At 59.9% G+C, this 16,180-nt stretch carries 11 protein-coding genes; 7 read left to right on the top strand and 4 right to left on the bottom strand.

Annotated elements, in window-relative coordinates:
- The first annotated feature begins 301 nt into the window (after positions 1-301).
- The 3 genes from VSP_RS20205 (at position 302) to VSP_RS36445 (ending at position 6,963) form a co-directional block, all read left to right on the top strand.
- Positions 302-4,852: an FHA domain-containing protein gene (locus VSP_RS20205; RefSeq protein ID WP_009962967.1), complete on the top strand. Its 4,551-nt coding sequence runs from the start codon at positions 302-304 to the stop codon at positions 4,850-4,852.
- Positions 4,853-5,020: 168 nt separating this feature from the next.
- Entirely contained in the window at positions 5,021-6,061 is a 1,041-nt protein-coding gene (locus VSP_RS36440) for a DUF6807 domain-containing protein (RefSeq protein WP_009962968.1), read from the top strand.
- A gap of 41 nt (positions 6,062-6,102) precedes the next feature.
- Entirely contained in the window at positions 6,103-6,963 is an 861-nt protein-coding gene (locus tag VSP_RS36445) for a hypothetical protein (protein WP_009962969.1), read from the top strand.
- Positions 6,964-6,999: 36 nt separating this feature from the next.
- Here the strand turns inward: VSP_RS36445 and VSP_RS36450 are convergent, their stop codons facing one another.
- From VSP_RS36450 to VSP_RS20230, 3 genes are all read right to left on the bottom strand, one after another.
- Positions 7,000-7,230 carry a DUF2917 domain-containing protein gene (locus VSP_RS36450; RefSeq protein ID WP_009962970.1) on the bottom strand — a complete coding sequence of 77 codons (231 nt, stop codon included), beginning with the start codon at positions 7,228-7,230 and terminating at the stop codon, positions 7,000-7,002.
- Between the two features lie 98 nt (positions 7,231-7,328).
- Complete coding sequence (locus VSP_RS20225; protein WP_009962972.1) at positions 7,329-8,315, bottom strand: LysR family transcriptional regulator; 987 nt, start codon at positions 8,313-8,315, stop codon at positions 7,329-7,331.
- 342 nt (positions 8,316-8,657) lie between these two features.
- Entirely contained in the window at positions 8,658-10,016 is a 1,359-nt protein-coding gene (locus tag VSP_RS20230) for a DEAD/DEAH box helicase (protein WP_009962973.1), read from the bottom strand.
- Between the two features lie 143 nt (positions 10,017-10,159).
- Here VSP_RS20230 and VSP_RS20235 point away from each other — a divergent pair, with 143 nt between their 5' ends.
- On the top strand, positions 10,160-11,467 hold the full coding sequence (locus VSP_RS20235) for a Gfo/Idh/MocA family protein (protein ID WP_029190606.1): 1,308 nt from the start codon (positions 10,160-10,162) through the stop codon (positions 11,465-11,467).
- 233 nt (positions 11,468-11,700) lie between these two features.
- On the top strand, positions 11,701-12,348 hold the full coding sequence (locus tag VSP_RS20240) for a hypothetical protein (protein WP_009962975.1): 648 nt from the start codon (positions 11,701-11,703) through the stop codon (positions 12,346-12,348).
- Between the two features lie 10 nt (positions 12,349-12,358).
- On the opposite strand, the gene VSP_RS20245 is transcribed toward VSP_RS20240, so the two are convergent.
- A complete protein-coding gene (locus VSP_RS20245; RefSeq protein ID WP_029190607.1) occupies positions 12,359-12,856 on the bottom strand; it encodes a hypothetical protein in 498 nt (165 codons plus the stop codon).
- A gap of 139 nt (positions 12,857-12,995) precedes the next feature.
- Between VSP_RS20245 and VSP_RS36455 the strand changes: the two genes are divergently transcribed.
- Both VSP_RS36455 and VSP_RS20255 read left to right on the top strand, forming a co-directional pair.
- Complete coding sequence (locus VSP_RS36455; RefSeq protein WP_009962977.1) at positions 12,996-13,433, top strand: BlaI/MecI/CopY family transcriptional regulator; 438 nt, start codon at positions 12,996-12,998, stop codon at positions 13,431-13,433.
- Entirely contained in the window at positions 13,430-15,736 is a 2,307-nt protein-coding gene (locus VSP_RS20255) for a M56 family metallopeptidase (protein ID WP_009962979.1), read from the top strand. The genes VSP_RS36455 and VSP_RS20255 overlap by 4 nt, the downstream gene beginning before the upstream one ends.
- Positions 15,737-16,180: the final 444 nt, after the last annotated feature.

Here is a 16,180-nt window from a genome sequence, read left to right on the forward strand (position 1 = left end):
CGAATTGTCGACGTCCTCCCCCAAGGGGAGGCTGCGGTGAGCTGTGGCTATAAGCTCTAAGGTGGATCTATTGTCTCAATAAACCCAACATGTCGATTCCTAGTGCTGGACTTTTGGCGATCTTCCCGCCATGATCCTGGGTCCTGTTAGCATCTCTTGACCCAGCTGAGCTCCCACAGCTGCTTCGCAAGCTCTCCGCGCACCTTCCACTCTCACTTCTCTCCTTCTCGTGAAATAATTTGCAAATCTAGCATAATTCACCGGATAGAGTCACGTCTGCCGCAGTTCCACCGATTCCGCCATGGCCACCCTCGTATTTGTCCTTGAAGATGAACGTGAAATTAATGTCCCGTTGGAGGGCCTAATCACGTTGGGCAGCTCGGAAGACAACGACGTAGTCGTTGACGATGCCACCATTTCCGCGAAACACGCGGTGCTGGAGCCCTCACATCAGGGCAGTTATGTGCTCCGCGACTTGAGATCTGACGCTGGCACCTACGTCAACGGCCAGAGGATACAATCCCAGATGCTGCACCACGGGGATGATCTCGCCTTTGGCCTGTTGCGCGGTCGTTTTTTCATGCCTCAGGGCAGCCCTTCATCTGCTCAGAAGTCCCACATCACGCTTCCACCGGGGAAGGAAACCGCCGGGGGGGTTCCAGTTGGCTCTGCTCTCAAACCCACGCCAAAAGTCGCCGCACAGGAGCCCTTCCACCTGGAAATTCATTCCAAGCAGGAACACGTGATCCAGCGCCTGAAGTCGCTCGAAGCTCAAGAGCAGCAGAAGATGGGGCAACTGGAACAACTTGATCGCCAATGCGGTGAAGCTGCGGCCAAGCTCAATACCCTGCAGGTGCAAATGCGCGAACTGCAGGACCAGGCCACACGGGAACTGCATGACGGTCATGCCGCCACAGCGCAAAAGCTGGAGGCCGCCCTCAATGAGCAGCGGGCCCAGCAGCAACGGCTTCAGTTGGAGATCAATGGTCTGGAGCAACAACGCGAGGCCAAAGATGCTGGCATCGCCGACGCGGAGAAGCGTCTCCAGCAGCTGAAAGACGCCATCCAAACCCAGGAACAACAACAGCAGGCACTGTCTGAGACACAGATCGCCATCCGCGAAGGACAGTCCCGGCTCGAGGGGCTGCTGGCAGAGATCACCACAGCGGAAGGGCGCAAGAATGAAGCCCAACAAGTGCTCGCGGACCTGGAGGCCCGCCAGGCCACAGTCGCTGAGCTTGAACAAAAAGCCCGCCAGGCGTCTGAGAGCCTGAGCACCACGCAGAACGAAATCCAGCAGGCGGAAAGCCGCCTTGCGGAACTGACCCTCGCCCTCAGCACCCAGTCCGAGCAGGAAAGCGCCCTCAAAAAATCCCGGGAGGAACTGACGGAAGCGCAAGCCGAGCTTGAGATTGTGAGGGCTGAACTTGCTGGGTGGGAAACTCAACGCCAGGCATTGCAGGAAAGCGTGAGCCAGGTGGAAAGTCACCACCAGACGCTCCAGCAGCAGATCAATGAGAAGGAAAGCGCTTTTAGCCGCGCCCAAACGGAATTGGAAACCGTCGAGCAGCGTCTGCAAGAGCTGCAAAACACGACTTTGAGCGTAGAAGCCGAGCAGCAGAAGCTGATCGAGATCACCCAGGCACTCCAGGCTGCCCAGAGCAGCCTCGAAAGCGTCCGCTCCGAGACTGCCGAGGGCGAAGCCCTGCGTCAGACCCTGCATGCGACCATCAGCGAGGCCGAGGCCAAGCAATCCACCCTCGTGCAGGATATTCAGGAGAACGAGCAGCGCCTGACCCGCACGCAGAGCGATCTGCAGAATGTGGAACTGCGGTTGCAGGAATTACAGAGCACCAGCCAGTCGCTCGAATCCAAGCAGCAAGAGCTGCAGGAAGTGACCGAGGCCCTTCAAAAAGCCCAGAGCGATCTGGAAACGGCCCACAGCGAAGTGACCGGCTGGCAGGCCAAGCTGACGACCCTGGAGCAAGCCGTAGGAGGGTTCGAGCTCAAACACTCCGAGCTTCTTACGAGTGTGAAGGAGCGCGAGATGCAGATCACCGGTCTGCACGCCTTCTTCCAGGACGGCGAAGCCCGCAAAATCCAACTTGCGGCAGATGTGGCGGACCTGGAGGAGAAACAAAGGCTCCTCGCCCAGACCAACCAGAGCCTCTTGGAAAGCCAGGGGCGTCTCGAGGCTGTCCGCAAGGACATCACCGGCTGGGAGAATCAACGCGCCGCCCTCCAGTCCAATATTGAGGAACTGGAGCAGAAACAGTCTGCCACCCAGGCCCAGATTTCGCGGAGCGACCAGCAGTTGTCCGACACCCGGGCGGCCATCCTCGCCGCGCAGGAGCAGCTTGGAGAACTACAGACTGCCGTGGCGGATTTCGATGAGCGGCAGCACCTGCTGCTCACCACGAACGATTCCATCAATCACGCTCAGGATCAGCTCTCCACGCTGACCATGGCCATCACGTCATTCGAGGCCCAGCGCCAGTCCCTCCAGCAGACGCTGGTGGGCTTTGAGCAGCAGAATCACACCGCACAAACCGAAATCCAGCAGGCCCGGGCGGAGTTGGAGCGGCTGATGGACCAAAAGCAGCAACTGGCCCGGGTCGTTGCCGAGAACAAGGAAGCGGAATCGACACGCGAAGAGTTGCGAGGTGATGTGACCAAGCTGCAAACGCGGCGCGAACTCCTGGAGCAGGAGATGGAAGCCCTGGAGAACAGCCGGATCGAAGCGGAACTGCAGATCACCCGTCTCCAGGCTGATATCACCCGGGCCAGTGAAGAGCTTCACCAGACAGAGGCCCTGAAGCTGGATGCCGAGAAGAGCGTGGCCCGCAACCGGGATGAAGATGAGCGCCTCCAACAGGCACTGATCACCCTGCGCTCTGAACACGATCTGGCGATCAACTCCCTGTCGGCCCGTCGGGAGGACCACAGTGCGATGGAAGCGCGGGTGGCCGACCTCACCGCCGAGGTCCAGGAACTCACTGCCACCATCACCAACCAGACGGTGGAGCAACAACGTCTGGATCAGACCATTGCCAATCTGGACCGCCAGCGTGTGGAAAGTGAAGCCGTACTGAAGGAGCAGGAAGAGGCCCTCCACCGCTCCACCACCGCTCACAAACTCGTCGAGGCCAAGGTCAAAGAAGCTGAGGCCAACGTGCAACACCTGCGTGAGCAGGAGGCGGCGCTGGCTGGCACCTCTGACTCCCTGACGAATGCCCAGAACCATCTGGCCGACCTGGATTCTCAAATCGGCACCCTGGAGACGAAGCGTCAGGAGATGGAGCACACCATCGTGGGATTGGAGAAACAACAACGTGAGCTCCAGACCAGCATCACCCTGCGCGAGCAAGAGGTGGCCTCTGCGATCCAGTCTCTTAACGATACCCGCACGCACAACGAGAAGCTCCGCCAGGAGGGCAAGTCTCTCGATCATAACAACGTCAATCTGGAAGCTGAGATCAAGGCACGCCAGGCCAGCCTTGCCGATCTGGACAAGCGAAACCAGGAGTGTGTGAACATGGTGCGCCAGCGCGAGAACAACCTCGCCATGGTGAGCAAGTCCCTGGAGCAGTCAGAATCCCTCCAGCAGAATCTCAAGCTGGCCCTGCAGGCACTTGCCGCCCAGCAGACCGACGCCCAGGTGGAGGTGCAACGGCTCAATGCCACCCGTGACTCCCGCGTCAGTGAAATCGAATCCCTCAATGTGCAGCGCCAGCAGCTGGATGCCCAGGTGCAGAGCCTCACCCATGAGGCCGCCACGGCCAAGGCCCGCGCCGCAGAGCTACAGGTGCTCGTACAGGCTCGCGAGGACCAGATCAAGACTTCAGAGACGAAGTACACGAATGCCGAACTCCGCCGCAAGGATCTGGAGCAGCGGATCGTGACCCTCTCCGGGACTGAGGAAAGACTCTCCCTGGCCCGCCAGCAGCTCAAACAAGCCGAGGAAGCCTACGCTGCGCTCCAAGCGTTGAACTCCAAGTTCGAGGAACGCAAGGCTGAGTACAACACCCTTGAGAAGCGGATGGAAATGCTTCGCCAGGACGAGAAGGGCACCGATGCCGCCCTTACCGCCCAGCAGAAGGCCCTCCAGACGCTCATGCAGCAGTCAGAGGCCGCCAAGCAGCGCCAGCGCGCCGAAGGACAGGCGCTGGACAAACAGCTCCAGGCCTCACGCGACGCCCTGGCCTCCGCCAACAAGCAGCTCCATGAAATCACGGCCAAGCATGAGGAGATGGTGCAGCACACCCGCCGCCTGGAAGGGGCCGAGGTGAAGCACGCTGAGATGCTTGCCCGGATCAAACAATCTGAACAGCAATCCAGTGAGATGGTCGCCCGCCTGCGCAAACTTGAGCAGGAGACGGTGGATGCCCAGGCCCGCTTGAAACAGACCCAGGCCATCGAGCAAACTTCTCAGGAGAGGCTCGACTCCCTGCGCAAACAGGAGGGGCCGCTCAAACAGGCCCTTCAAGACCTCCAATCAGCCCAACAGGCGGAACGCCAGCGGTTCGAGGAGATGCGAGTCATCAACCAGGATGCCGAGCGCCATGCCGCCCAGCACCGCGCCCAGCTCGAGAACGTCCAGGAGGAAATGCGCCAGGAGATTGCCGAACTCGAGAACCGGCTCTCCACTCTGCACAGCTACAAGGAAGATCTGGACCACCGGTATGCCCGCCTCGCGGCCCTGCCGGAGAACTCCCCAGAAGCTCGCGAGCTCTGGAAGGACATCCAACGCGCCAAGGAGGAGATCGCCTCCAAGATGCCCGCCAAAGGCGGCATCTTGGCCCGCCCCCAGACGCGCAGCGTGGTAGTGCCCCGCGGCGGCCGCGGAGAGTAGAGACCGCACAGAGATCCTGCCCCCCTTCCCTTTAACGACCACGGCCGCCACATGCAGCCGTGGTCGTTTTGTGACGGGTTCCAACCTTTGTGAAGCTTCTCTCACGGAGTTTGGCGCGACATCTTCGTCCCGGCTGCAAACTCAGGGCGTTTTCCACGTAGAGTGAGCATGCGCCCCAGGTTCCTCCCCTTGCCCACCGCCCTCTCTCTTTCACTCGCCATCTCACTGTCGCTGGCAGGGGGGCTGTCTGCGGCGGATGCCGCATTCACGATTCAAAAGACCGGGTCCGGCGGCCTGGTCATCCAACACGAAGGCAAGCCCTTTGCCGAGTATGTGGTGGATCAGGGAAACAAACCCTACCTCGCCCCGGTCTTCGGCCCTACCGGAAAACAGATGACCCGTTCCTATCCGATGAAAACAGTGGACGGCGAACAGCATGACCACCCCCACCATCGCGGCATCTGCTTCGGCCTCGAGGACACGGCGGGGTTCGACACCTGGGCCGAAAAAGCCACCTTTGAAGAACAGCTCAAAAACCCCAAGCAGGCAGAAAAAGCCAAGGCCCGCCTCGCGGCGCTGGGCGCGATCAAACACCGCGAGTACAAGGAAATCAAAGGCGGCGACAAATCCGCCGTGGTGACCGCGGTAAGCGACATCCTGGATGTGAACGGCAGGAAACTCATGGAAGAGCAACACACCATCACCTTCAGCGCCACGGCCGATACGCGGGTGATCGACTTTGACATTGATTTCATCGCCTCCGAAGGACCGGTGAAACTGGGAGACAAGAAGGACTCAGGCTTCAGCATCCGCGTGCCCACCAGCATGGCGGTGAAGAACGGCCTGGGCACCCCGGGCGGCACCATCATCAATAGTGAAGGCGTCAAAGACACCGACGCGTGGGCGAAGCGTGCGAAATGGTGCGACTACTCCGGACCTGTCGAAGGGGAAACGCTGGGCGTGGCAATGCTCAACCACCCCTCCAGCTTCCGTTATCCCACCCCCTGGCACGTGCGCGACTACGGTCTGTTTACCGCGAACCCATTTGGCATCCAGAGCCTCGACAAAACCCAGGCAGACGGCACGGTAGAACTGAAAAAGGACGAGCACCTCAAGCTCCGTCACCGCCTGATCTTCCACAAAGGTGATGCCAAATCCGCCAGCATTGAGTCCGCATGGGAGGCCTACTCCAAAGAGGATCGCAAGTAGTCCGATTTCGCTCTCCGGCCCGTCAGCCGCCCCCCAGCACCATGCTCCGATCATCCGCACTCACCCGATGGTCTCTCCCCCTCCTGCTGGTTGGTGCCACAGCATGGTGCGGCCAAGCACTGGCAGAGGGGCGGGAACAGGTGCAGGAACCCCCTGCCACCTCCTGGAAGTTTGAGGAAATACACCGATCCCCCGCTGCCGAGGCCAGGCAGGGGGTCGCGGTGGATGCGGCCCATTGTTACGTCATCGACAACCGGGAGATCGGGAAGTACCGACTGGACAATGGCGAGCGCGTCGCCCTCTGGGAGGGCCCCAAAGGCGGACCGCTCACCCATCTGAATGCGGGCATCGTGCGGGAGGGGAAACTCTATTGCGCGCATTCGAACTACCCCTCTGAGCCCACGGTCAGCTCTGTGGAGATCTGGGACTCCGCCACCCTCAAACATGTGGGCAGCCATAGCTTTGGCCACTTTGTCGGCTCACTGACTTGGGTGGATTTCAAGGACGGCTTCTGGTACGCCTGCTTTGCCCAGTACGCCAAGGCCGGGGCTGAACCTGGCAAAGACCCGTCCTTCACCGAGGTAATCAAGTTTGACGACCAGTGGCGGCGGCTGGAAGGCTGGGTGTTCCCGGCTGCGCTTGTGGCGAAGTTCCGCGGAAACAGCAGTTCCGGCGGCGGTTTCGGCCCCGAGGGACAGCTCTTCATCACCGGGCACGACGCCCGGGAGTTGTACCAGATCGCATTTCCCGAGGCGGGATCCGAACTCATCTGGACAGGAACCCTTCCCACCACCTTCCCCGGTCAGGCCTTTGCCTGGCAGCATCCCGGTCAAGGGCTTCTCTTCGCGATCGATCGCGGAAAGCGGCAGGTGGTGGCGGGCCGGGTGGTGAAGCAGCCGTGAGCGGAGCGGGCGCGGTAGTTTCCCCAACCCCACGCCTTAAGCGCCGTCGTTCCATTCAAAGACCACTCCGGCCTCCAGTGCCTGCAACACCAGGAGACCCGGGCCGACAAAGTCGAAAGACCTCCCGGGTTCGAGGACATGGTCAACCCGGTCCCCTTCCATGGTGACCCAGGCGCGCCCCTTCCAGCCGACAAGTATCAGCGTCTGCCCGGCCAGGAGCCCCCACGTACGCAGCTCCCCTTGCGAGAGGCCCGTGCAAGAAGGCATCGGAGCAACCGGAGGCCGGGCAGGCATCCGGGGTGGGGACTCCGGTTTCACCTTCCTGGCCAGTATGTCTGTCCTGGTCAAGATTATGGCGAGTGCGATTAAGAACGCCTCCGGTTGGATTGTTGATGACGAGGCCGACTGGCAGTCTGTCGCCGGGCATTGGCCCCAGAGGGAGCCTCAGCAATTGGTGGCAAGGGGGCCTTGCGCGGCTTCCCCCAAACTTTGAGCACCGTATCCCGCACTGCCATCACGGCCGGATCGTCGGCTTTGGAAGAAGGGTACCCGATGCAGAGCGGCACCGCCGCCCGGAAATGAGGCAGGGCCACAATGCGGTCTTTGAAACCCGGGGCCTCCACCTGACTACGGGACGTGAGCGTGAGCCCCAGTCCGTCCGCCACGAGATTGAGCACCGTCAGCTCTTCATTGACCCGAAACCGGGGCGTGACACTCAGCCCCTGCTCACGGCAAATGCTCTGGATCGCCAGGAAGTAAGAGCACATCCGTGATACGAAGATCCACGGCTTGGCCTCCAGCTTTTTCCAGTCAGGTTGCGCCAGCTCCTCCGCCCAGGCCACGGGAGCCGCCAGGCAGAGTTCAATGGTATCCAACTGGTGCCAGATGATCTTGGGATGGTTGCACTCGCCTTCAAAGAACCCAATGGAGATGCTGCCTTCATCCAAGCCCTGCAGGATCACGCCACTGCTGCCGCACAGAAGCTCGTAGCGCAGCTCGGAGTGATTCGCGGTGAGATCTCCCAAAATCTCCATGAGGCGCAAGATTTCAGGTCGATTGTTGAGTCCCAACACCAGCTCGCCGGAGATCGTGTCCCGGAGGGCATCTGCCTGGCATTTGAAGTCCTTGGCCGCCTCTACAATGCGCTCCGCCTGCTCACGCAGGGACCGTCCAGCCGACGTCAGCACCATCCCCTTGGAAGTACGCTCGAAGAGCTTCATACCCACCTCATCCTCCAGTGCCCGCAACTGTGCACTCACCGCCGGCTGACTGGTCATGAGCTTTTCTGCCGCCCGGGTGAGATGACCTTCATCAGCAACGGTGAGAAAGGTGCGGAGATGGTAAAATTCCATGGTGAGAAAGGGTTGTGTTTTTTTGGGGCACTTCACTGATGAGCGATCAGCTGAGTCAGTTGTCCCACAACGCATACTGCCGTTTTTTAACAGTCTGCTCCAATCGCATTTTCGGATGGTGCGCATCGAAAATTCAGATGAATGTCTCTGAAGCTCAACCCTGGGGCCGACAGAAGATTCTCGCGCCGCTTTCAGGGCGCAACTTTACAACGCCCTATTCCCAGGCCCATCGGGCCGCCATTCTCGGCTCAGCCCCCCATCCATCTAACCTCACTCAACCATGATGGCGCACTACCGACACGCCATCATGTTGATCCATCCGTGGATTCCCACCTCTCTCCCTCACCGCCCACCACGTCGCGCCTGACCTTCGCGCTGCCCCTGGGCATCGCGCTGCCCCTGACCTTGCCCACGGCCACGACCTTGGCCGCCCGCGCTGCCGCCACCACCACCGCTTCTCTGCCCCCCACCACCTTGACGGGGGCCACGACCTTCGCCACCGCGACCACGCTGGCCACCACCATCGCTACGGCGATCCATGTCGGGTGATGCAGCGGAAGGTGCTTCGTTGTAGTCAAACCCCTCTGCGCGCTTCCGCACAATGCCACGGCCAATGAAACGCTCAAGACTCTTCAGGGGTCCATGATCCTCTGGCGAGATGAAGCTGATCGCGTCACCCACGGCATGCGCGCGACCCGTGCGGCCGATGCGGTGGACGTAGTCTTCCGCATGCATGGGGAAGTCATAATTCACCACATGGGAAATACCGTCCACATCAATGCCTCGGGCAGCGATGTCCGTGGCCACCAACACTCGGGCCGCACCTGATTTGAAATCCGCCAGCGCACGCAGACGTTGGTTTTGCGTACGATTGGAATGCAGGGTGACTGTCTTGATACCGTACCGGTCAAGGTGGCGGGCGATGCGGTCCGCCCCATGCTTCATGCGGCTGAAGACAAGCACCATGTTAAATGCTGGATCCTTGAGCAAGTGCACCAACAACGCCGGCTTGAGGTGCTTTGGCACCTCGTACACAAACTGGGTCACGCTCTCTGCCGGGTTGGATCGTTTGCCGATCTGCACGGTCTTCGGATGATTCAGGAACTCATGCGTGAGCGCCTCGATCTCTTTGGACAAGGTGGCGGAAAACAGCAGCGTCTGCCGCTTCTTCGGAAGGGCCTTCACGATGCGTTTAATGGAAGGCAGGAAGCCCATGTCGAGCATCCGGTCCGCCTCATCCAGCACGAGGAATTCGAGGGAGTTGAAATTGCCGTGGCGCTGGCCCATGAGATCAATCAGGCGGCCTGGCGTGGCGATGACGAGATCCGTCCCGGCACGGAGCGCCTCGATCTGCGGCCTCTCCCCCACCCCACCAAAAATCATCGCCACTTTCAAAGGCAGATGTTTGGCGTAGGCACGCACGTTATCGTGAATCTGGGCCACCAGTTCGCGCGTGGGAGCCAGAATGAGGGCCTTGATACCCCTGAGAGGACCCTGACCATGAAGCTGTGCCAGAAGGTGCAGCATGGGCAACGTGAACGCTGCCGTCTTGCCCGTACCGGTCTGGGCGATGCCAATCATGTCGTGACCCGCCACCACCTGCGGGATGGCGGCAGCTTGAATCGGGGTTGGCTCAGAGTAACCGGCCTCCTGAATGGCTTTGAGGATATTTTCGTGAAGGCCGAGGGCGCGAAAAGGCATAAGAGGGGCACTATCGGCGAGAATAGGAAGAGTGCACGGTGAAACCTCAAATTTCAAAAAAGCAAATCTCCGCCCCCAACCGAAAACTTGAAGATTGGATTGTGAATTTTTAAGATTCCGCCCCTCACAGTCGTTTTTCCAAGATGCTACCTCCCAATCCTCACGCTCTCTCCCGCCGCAGTATGATGGCCCGCACGGGTCTCGTTGGTGCCGCCGGTCTCCTTTCCAATTTCAACATCCTCCGTGCGCAGGCTACGGACGACAAACTGATCCGTGTCGGCCTGGTGGGCGCTGGTGGGCGCGGCTCCGGCGCTGCGGACCAGACCCTCAGCGTGGGCGGATCTAACGTAAAGCTCACCGCCATTGGCGACGCCTTTGACGACCGTCTCCAGCGCTCCCTGAGCGGGCTGATGAACAAGCACAATGACAAAGTGGACGTGCCGGTGGAGCGCCAGTTCTCCGGTCTGGATGCCTATCAAAAGGTCCTGGAACATTGTGACCTCGTCATTCTGGCCACCCCTCCTGGGTTCCGCCCTTTCCACTTCGAAGCAGCCGTGAAAGCGGGTAAACACGTCTTCATGGAAAAGCCAGTTTGCGTGGATGCGTACGGTGCCAAAAAAGTGCTGGAGATGGCCAAGCAGGCCGATGAAAAGAATCTCAAGGTGGTGGTCGGTCTTCAACGTCACTACCAGACGGTGTATCACGAGACCCTGAAGCAGCTGCGTGACGGTGCCATCGGAGATGTGATCTCCGCCAATGTGTACTGGAACGGTGGCGCCATCTGGTACCGCGACCGCATGAAGGACATGACGGAGATGCAGTTCCAGGTGCACAACTGGTACCACTTCAACTGGCTGTGCGGCGACCACATCTGCGAACAGCATGTGCACAATCTGGACGTGGCAAACTGGTTCCTGGATGCCCTCCCCATCAGCGCCTCCGGCATGGGGGGACGCGCCGTGCGCAAGCCTGACCACCAGTCCGAAATCTACGACCACCACGCCGTGGAGTTCCGCTACCCCAATGGGATCGTGGTGAACAGCCAGTGCCGCCAGATCACCGGCTGCGCCAACAGTGTGACCGAGGAGTTTCATGGAACCAAGGGCATTCTGCGCCCGGGCTCCATCGTTGACTACAAAGGCAACACCATCTGGCGCTACCGGGGCAAAAACGATGCCAACCCCTACCAGGTTGAGCACGATGAGCTGCATGCGGCGATTCGCGGCAACAAACCGCTTAACAACGCCTACTACGGCGCAACGAGCAGCTTCACCGCCGTACTCGGTCGCTACGCCACCTACACCGGCAAGGAACAGAAATGGGAGGAAGCACTGGCGACCAACCACCGCACCATGCCAGAGAATCCGACCTGGGACAGCCAGCCCCCCACCCTGCCCGGCCCGAACGGCAACTACCTCGCCCCACAGCCGGGCACCTACAAGATCGTTTGAGAGTTCTGACGAGCTCTGGACGTTTGAATACACGTCGTAGTTGTTAAGTTCAGTGGAGGCGGGCGGCGCAAGCTGCCCGCCTTCTTTGTGACGGGTTGAGTCGTCACCAGCCCCAGAATTTCCCGCCAGGCTCTTGCGAACTGCGAAAATATGGCGAAAACCTCGGGATGGCTCATCGATTCCCTTTCTTGTCACTCCTTGCCATCACTCTGGTTCTCCTGACATGCGCGGGTATGCCAGCGACGTCACTTGGACAGACCGTGGCGGATTTCTTCCCCCTCCTGCCGGACGAGGCCCTCAAGCCCTGGAGCGAGATTCACGGCGAACTCACCCCGGCGCGGAGAAAAGCCCTGCTCAGCGGCGATGCCACAGCGGTGACCAAAGCCAAGGAGGAAACACATGTCCGTGAGATCCTTGTGGATACGAAGAACGGCTACCTCTACTTCACCTCGACGGGAGACGGAGAGGGCATGAATGTACACATGACTTACTGGCGCGAGAAAAAGCAGAAGGACGGAGCCTGCCTCATTGCTGTCGTCATCGATGGCTGGTCCGTGGCCAGTCATGCGACCGACCTGATCAAGTTCTATCGTTGGGCTCCGGAAGCTCCCAGGAAGCTGGAGGACGTAAGCACCCAGCACATCCCTGCTCTGCATGCGGAAAACTTCTTCAAGACCACGAAGGAAATCGGTGAAGAAGCCGAGGCCGCTGGACTGAAGTGGTGGTGGATCCTCCCGCAGAAAGGCACCTCCATCCGCATTCAAGGCGCGGAGGTCGGTGAAGATCAACTGGCCGAAAAGCTCGGCCCACCGCGATACGTGTACGTCCTCGACTGGAACGGCACTGACTTCTCGATGAAACGGGAAGCTTTAACGGACTAACACGGCAACGCTATCGAGGAGCCAACAACTCCATCAACGCAGGCACGTCTTCATCATTCACCATCTGGGGTGGCGTGCCCACCTTGATGACAAAGCGCTGCGGTTTCTCAAACATTTGCCCGTTGGCCTCCTTGAACGCATAAGGTGCCACCAGCAGCGGGGTGTCGTGAGAAGCTTCAGGGGGCACATGGTAGATCCACTCTGCCCAATCCACTTTGGCCTCTGGTTTCAAATAATCTTGCTGACGTCCCAGCACTTCCACCTTGGGGTATAGCAGGGCTTTGGTGTCCCGCAGGAGGCCAGGTCCGCATAACTCTGCGAGTGCCTTGGGCCACTTCTGATTTTCAGCATGAAAGGTCTCCAATGCAGATGCCACCTCGGCCCCGCCAGACTTGAGCGCCTCATAAGCACTCTGGTCGCCCGGCCCTCGTGATTCGCATCCCGCCAGCGGAAAGAGGAGTGCGGCAAACATCAGAGTTCTCAGGAACGCGGGCAGGATCGAAAGCATTTTCGCCCATAGCTGCATTCCTGCGTCAACTCAAGACGGTCTCCGTTTTGCCAGACGCAAACCGAGTCATCGTCGCCAAAAGCTGAAAATTCCGCTTTTGTTTTGACAACCGACATGAAAAAGGCTGAAAATTCCGCCCATGGCAGAATTACCAGCCTTAAGCAAACGAGAGCGGGAGATCATGGACATCGTGTTCGCCCGCGGCAGTGTCACCGTATCTGACCTGCTCTCCGAAATGAGCGATCCGCCCACCCGGTCGGCCTTGCGGTCGCTGTTGACCATTTTGGAGGACAAAGGCCATCTGCAGCACGGCAAACAAGGACGCGAATTCACCTATCGGCCCACGATCGCCCGCCAGGAAGCGGGGCGGTCCGCTCTCAGCAGAGCCATCCACACTTTCTTCTCGGGCTCCTTGGGCAAGGCTCTGGCCGCTCACCTCTCAGATCCTGGCGCGAGCTACAGCGAGGAAGAGCTTCGCTCAATCTCAGAATTCATCGAGTCGAAGCGGAAAGAGCACACTCGTACGGCCTCTTCCCTCAGCACACAGACTCCTCCTTCACCCAAGTCAAAATCATGAATCTGATGCTCCTGAACCATTCCGACTTGGCCGCCCTGAGCCCGCTGCTTGTGACCTTCACCGTGCAGGTCACTCTGCTCTTTCTCGCGAGCGGATTGGCGCTTGGGACATTCGGTCAACGATGGTCAGCCTCAAACCGGCATGCGCTGCTGTTGGCTACCGCCTTGCTGGTGCCCCTTCTGATCCCTACATCGATGGCACTTCAGAATCAGGGCGTGAGTTGGACGATTCTGACGACTGAAGCAGAAGGTGCCACGAAATTGCCCGGCGCATCAGGTTCATGGAAACTGGCCTCGGCCCCCTCTCCGGAGGAACCCCAAGCCGAGCCTGGCTCTTTTACCCCGACAAGCCCCCCCTCGGGTGGAGCAGGAGACAGTGGACCCGCCCAAGAATGGGACACCACGCACTACTTAGTGGCGATCTGGGCGACCGGCCTGTTGGCAGGTGCTGCCTGGCTCATGCTAGGATTGTTGCAACTCGCGGGAGTGGCCCGTATGAGTCATCAGGCGAGCAGCCATCTGCAGGCTGCCCTGGATCGGCAACTCGCTCACTGGGCATGGGCACCTGGCTTCCAGGTAAAACTGCTGCGCGGCCGCCCCGGCGAGATCCCGATGACTTGGGGTGTCTTCCAGCACGTCATCACCCTGCCTCCGGAAGCGGACGGATGGCCCGCCTACGCTCTTCGCACTGTGCTTCGCCATGAACTCGGCCATGTGGCCAGGCGCGATTTCCTATGGCTCACTTGCGCACGGGTTTGCCTTCTGGCCTGCTGGTTCCATCCCCTGGCATGGTGGTTGTTGAAAGAACTCGCCCGAAGCGCTGAGCATGCCAGCGATGATCTGGCCACGGCATCGATTTCGGGGAGGGCTGCCTATGCCCGGAATCTTGTGCAAGTGGTGTCTCGCTGCCATACGCCCGGCCGATTTGGGTTGACCTCCCCTTTCCGCCTGGCACTCGCCATGGCGCGCTCGTCCGCACTGCGACGTCGGGTGGAAGCCCTGATGGAGCACCAGCGTGATCGCGCACCGTACCGCCGGGCACTTTTGAAATGGCAGGCCCCTGCATGCGCCCTCCTGGTTTTGGCACTGGGCAGCTTCACCGCGTGCAAGCAAGAGAATCGCGTGGAGACGGTGGAACCACCCGTTCCAGCCGCAGGCCTCGCCGGCAGCACAGACGATGGCGTGGATGCAAGTCCTGCCAGGAAGCCCGACGAGACCCGCATTTATCGTCTGTCGGAAGAGTTGCGGAGGTTGTTGCTCATTGGTGCTTCGAGAGACAATACCGCGGGCGTCGATCCCTTCGCGAGCCCACCCTCCCCTGTCCCTACCACGACGGTTCATGCGAAAACTTTGGAGAGGTATGCCACCGCAGCTCGTCTCCACTTGATCAACCACGGACACGTTTCCCACCGCGCGGATCATCCTCCGCAAGTCATCATGCCAGACATCCGCACGTTGATCGTGACGGCGGACGAACCAACGCACAACGCGATCGCCACTTACTTCGCCCAGCGCGACTCGGACCAACAGGTGTTGATTCGCAGCTTCATCCTCGAGGTTGAGCAAGGCTGGCTGCCCTGGAGCGACTACGGTCTGCAAGAACCGTCCAAAGATGGACTGCAGGTTCAGGGCATTCTGAGCAAGGAGCAGGGGCAGAAGTTGCTGACACACGTCCAGTCCGACAAGAGTGTCCAAAGCCTCACGGCCGCCCCCTCGGTAGCGACGCGTTCAGGCCAGCGCACGCATGTGGACATGGTGAGGGAGTTCATTTATCCCACCGAGTTCGACCCGCCGCAACTGGCGCAACCACCCACCACCAAGGACGGCAAGCCCATCCCAGGTCTCGGCAACCTGCCCATCTTCCCCACCACGCCCACCGCATTTGAAATGCGCCCCGTGGGACTGAGGATGGAATTTGACCCTGTCGTTCAGCCCGGCAACGTCCACCGCATCGAACTCTATTGGGAGATTACTGACTTCCTTGGGTTCATGAATTACGGCAACCCGATCAAGGCCCAGGTCAAAGATCAAAACGGCAAGGAGAAGGAATTGCTGATCTCCGAGAACAAGATTCAGCAGCCGATCTTTGAAACTCTGAAACTCACCACAAGTTTCTCCGCTCGTGATGGAGAGTATGTGGTGATCGGTGGCATCAGACCCCAGCGCCGCGCTCCGACCCCTGTGGACTCAAGCGCTGTGTTCACCCCGGCCATGCCAAAACCGAAATCCGCCGACCCATCCAAGCCATCGATGTACATCCTGATTCTACAGCCCACCGTGGTGACGAACGCTGCGACAAAATAGTGAGGCAGGGCACAATGAGGCTGAGAGGTGGCCTGCCGACCAAGCGGTAGCACTGCTCGTGGTGCATGCCCCCTCTCCCTTGCTCCCACTCCAGGGTGCGAGGCACTCACAAGCACTACCAAAGCGGCGGCTCCTGCATGCACTCGTAGGGTGGTTTGCTTCTCTGAAGAGCCTGCCATTTCGAAAGCCACTCAGATTTCCCAACATCACAACACCCCCAACGTCTGGAGACGAAGTCGCTGTGGAGTGCGGCGTGAAGCGCCGCTTTCGCGCCCCTCGTAATCATCTCCCAACAGATGACTGGCAGCAGCGGCACTGGCCCGCTCAGTTTCGCGCCAGCGTCTTGAAGGTCGGTGGCTCGACACCGCTTTCGCCAGCAGGTTACGCGGACAACGAGCGTAGTGGGTGGCCTGGTGATGATGCGGTCAACCGTGAGCAGTACGC

This window comes from Verrucomicrobium spinosum DSM 4136 = JCM 18804 (assembly GCF_000172155.1).
Taxonomy (GTDB): Bacteria; Verrucomicrobiota; Verrucomicrobiia; order Verrucomicrobiales; family Verrucomicrobiaceae; genus Verrucomicrobium; species Verrucomicrobium spinosum.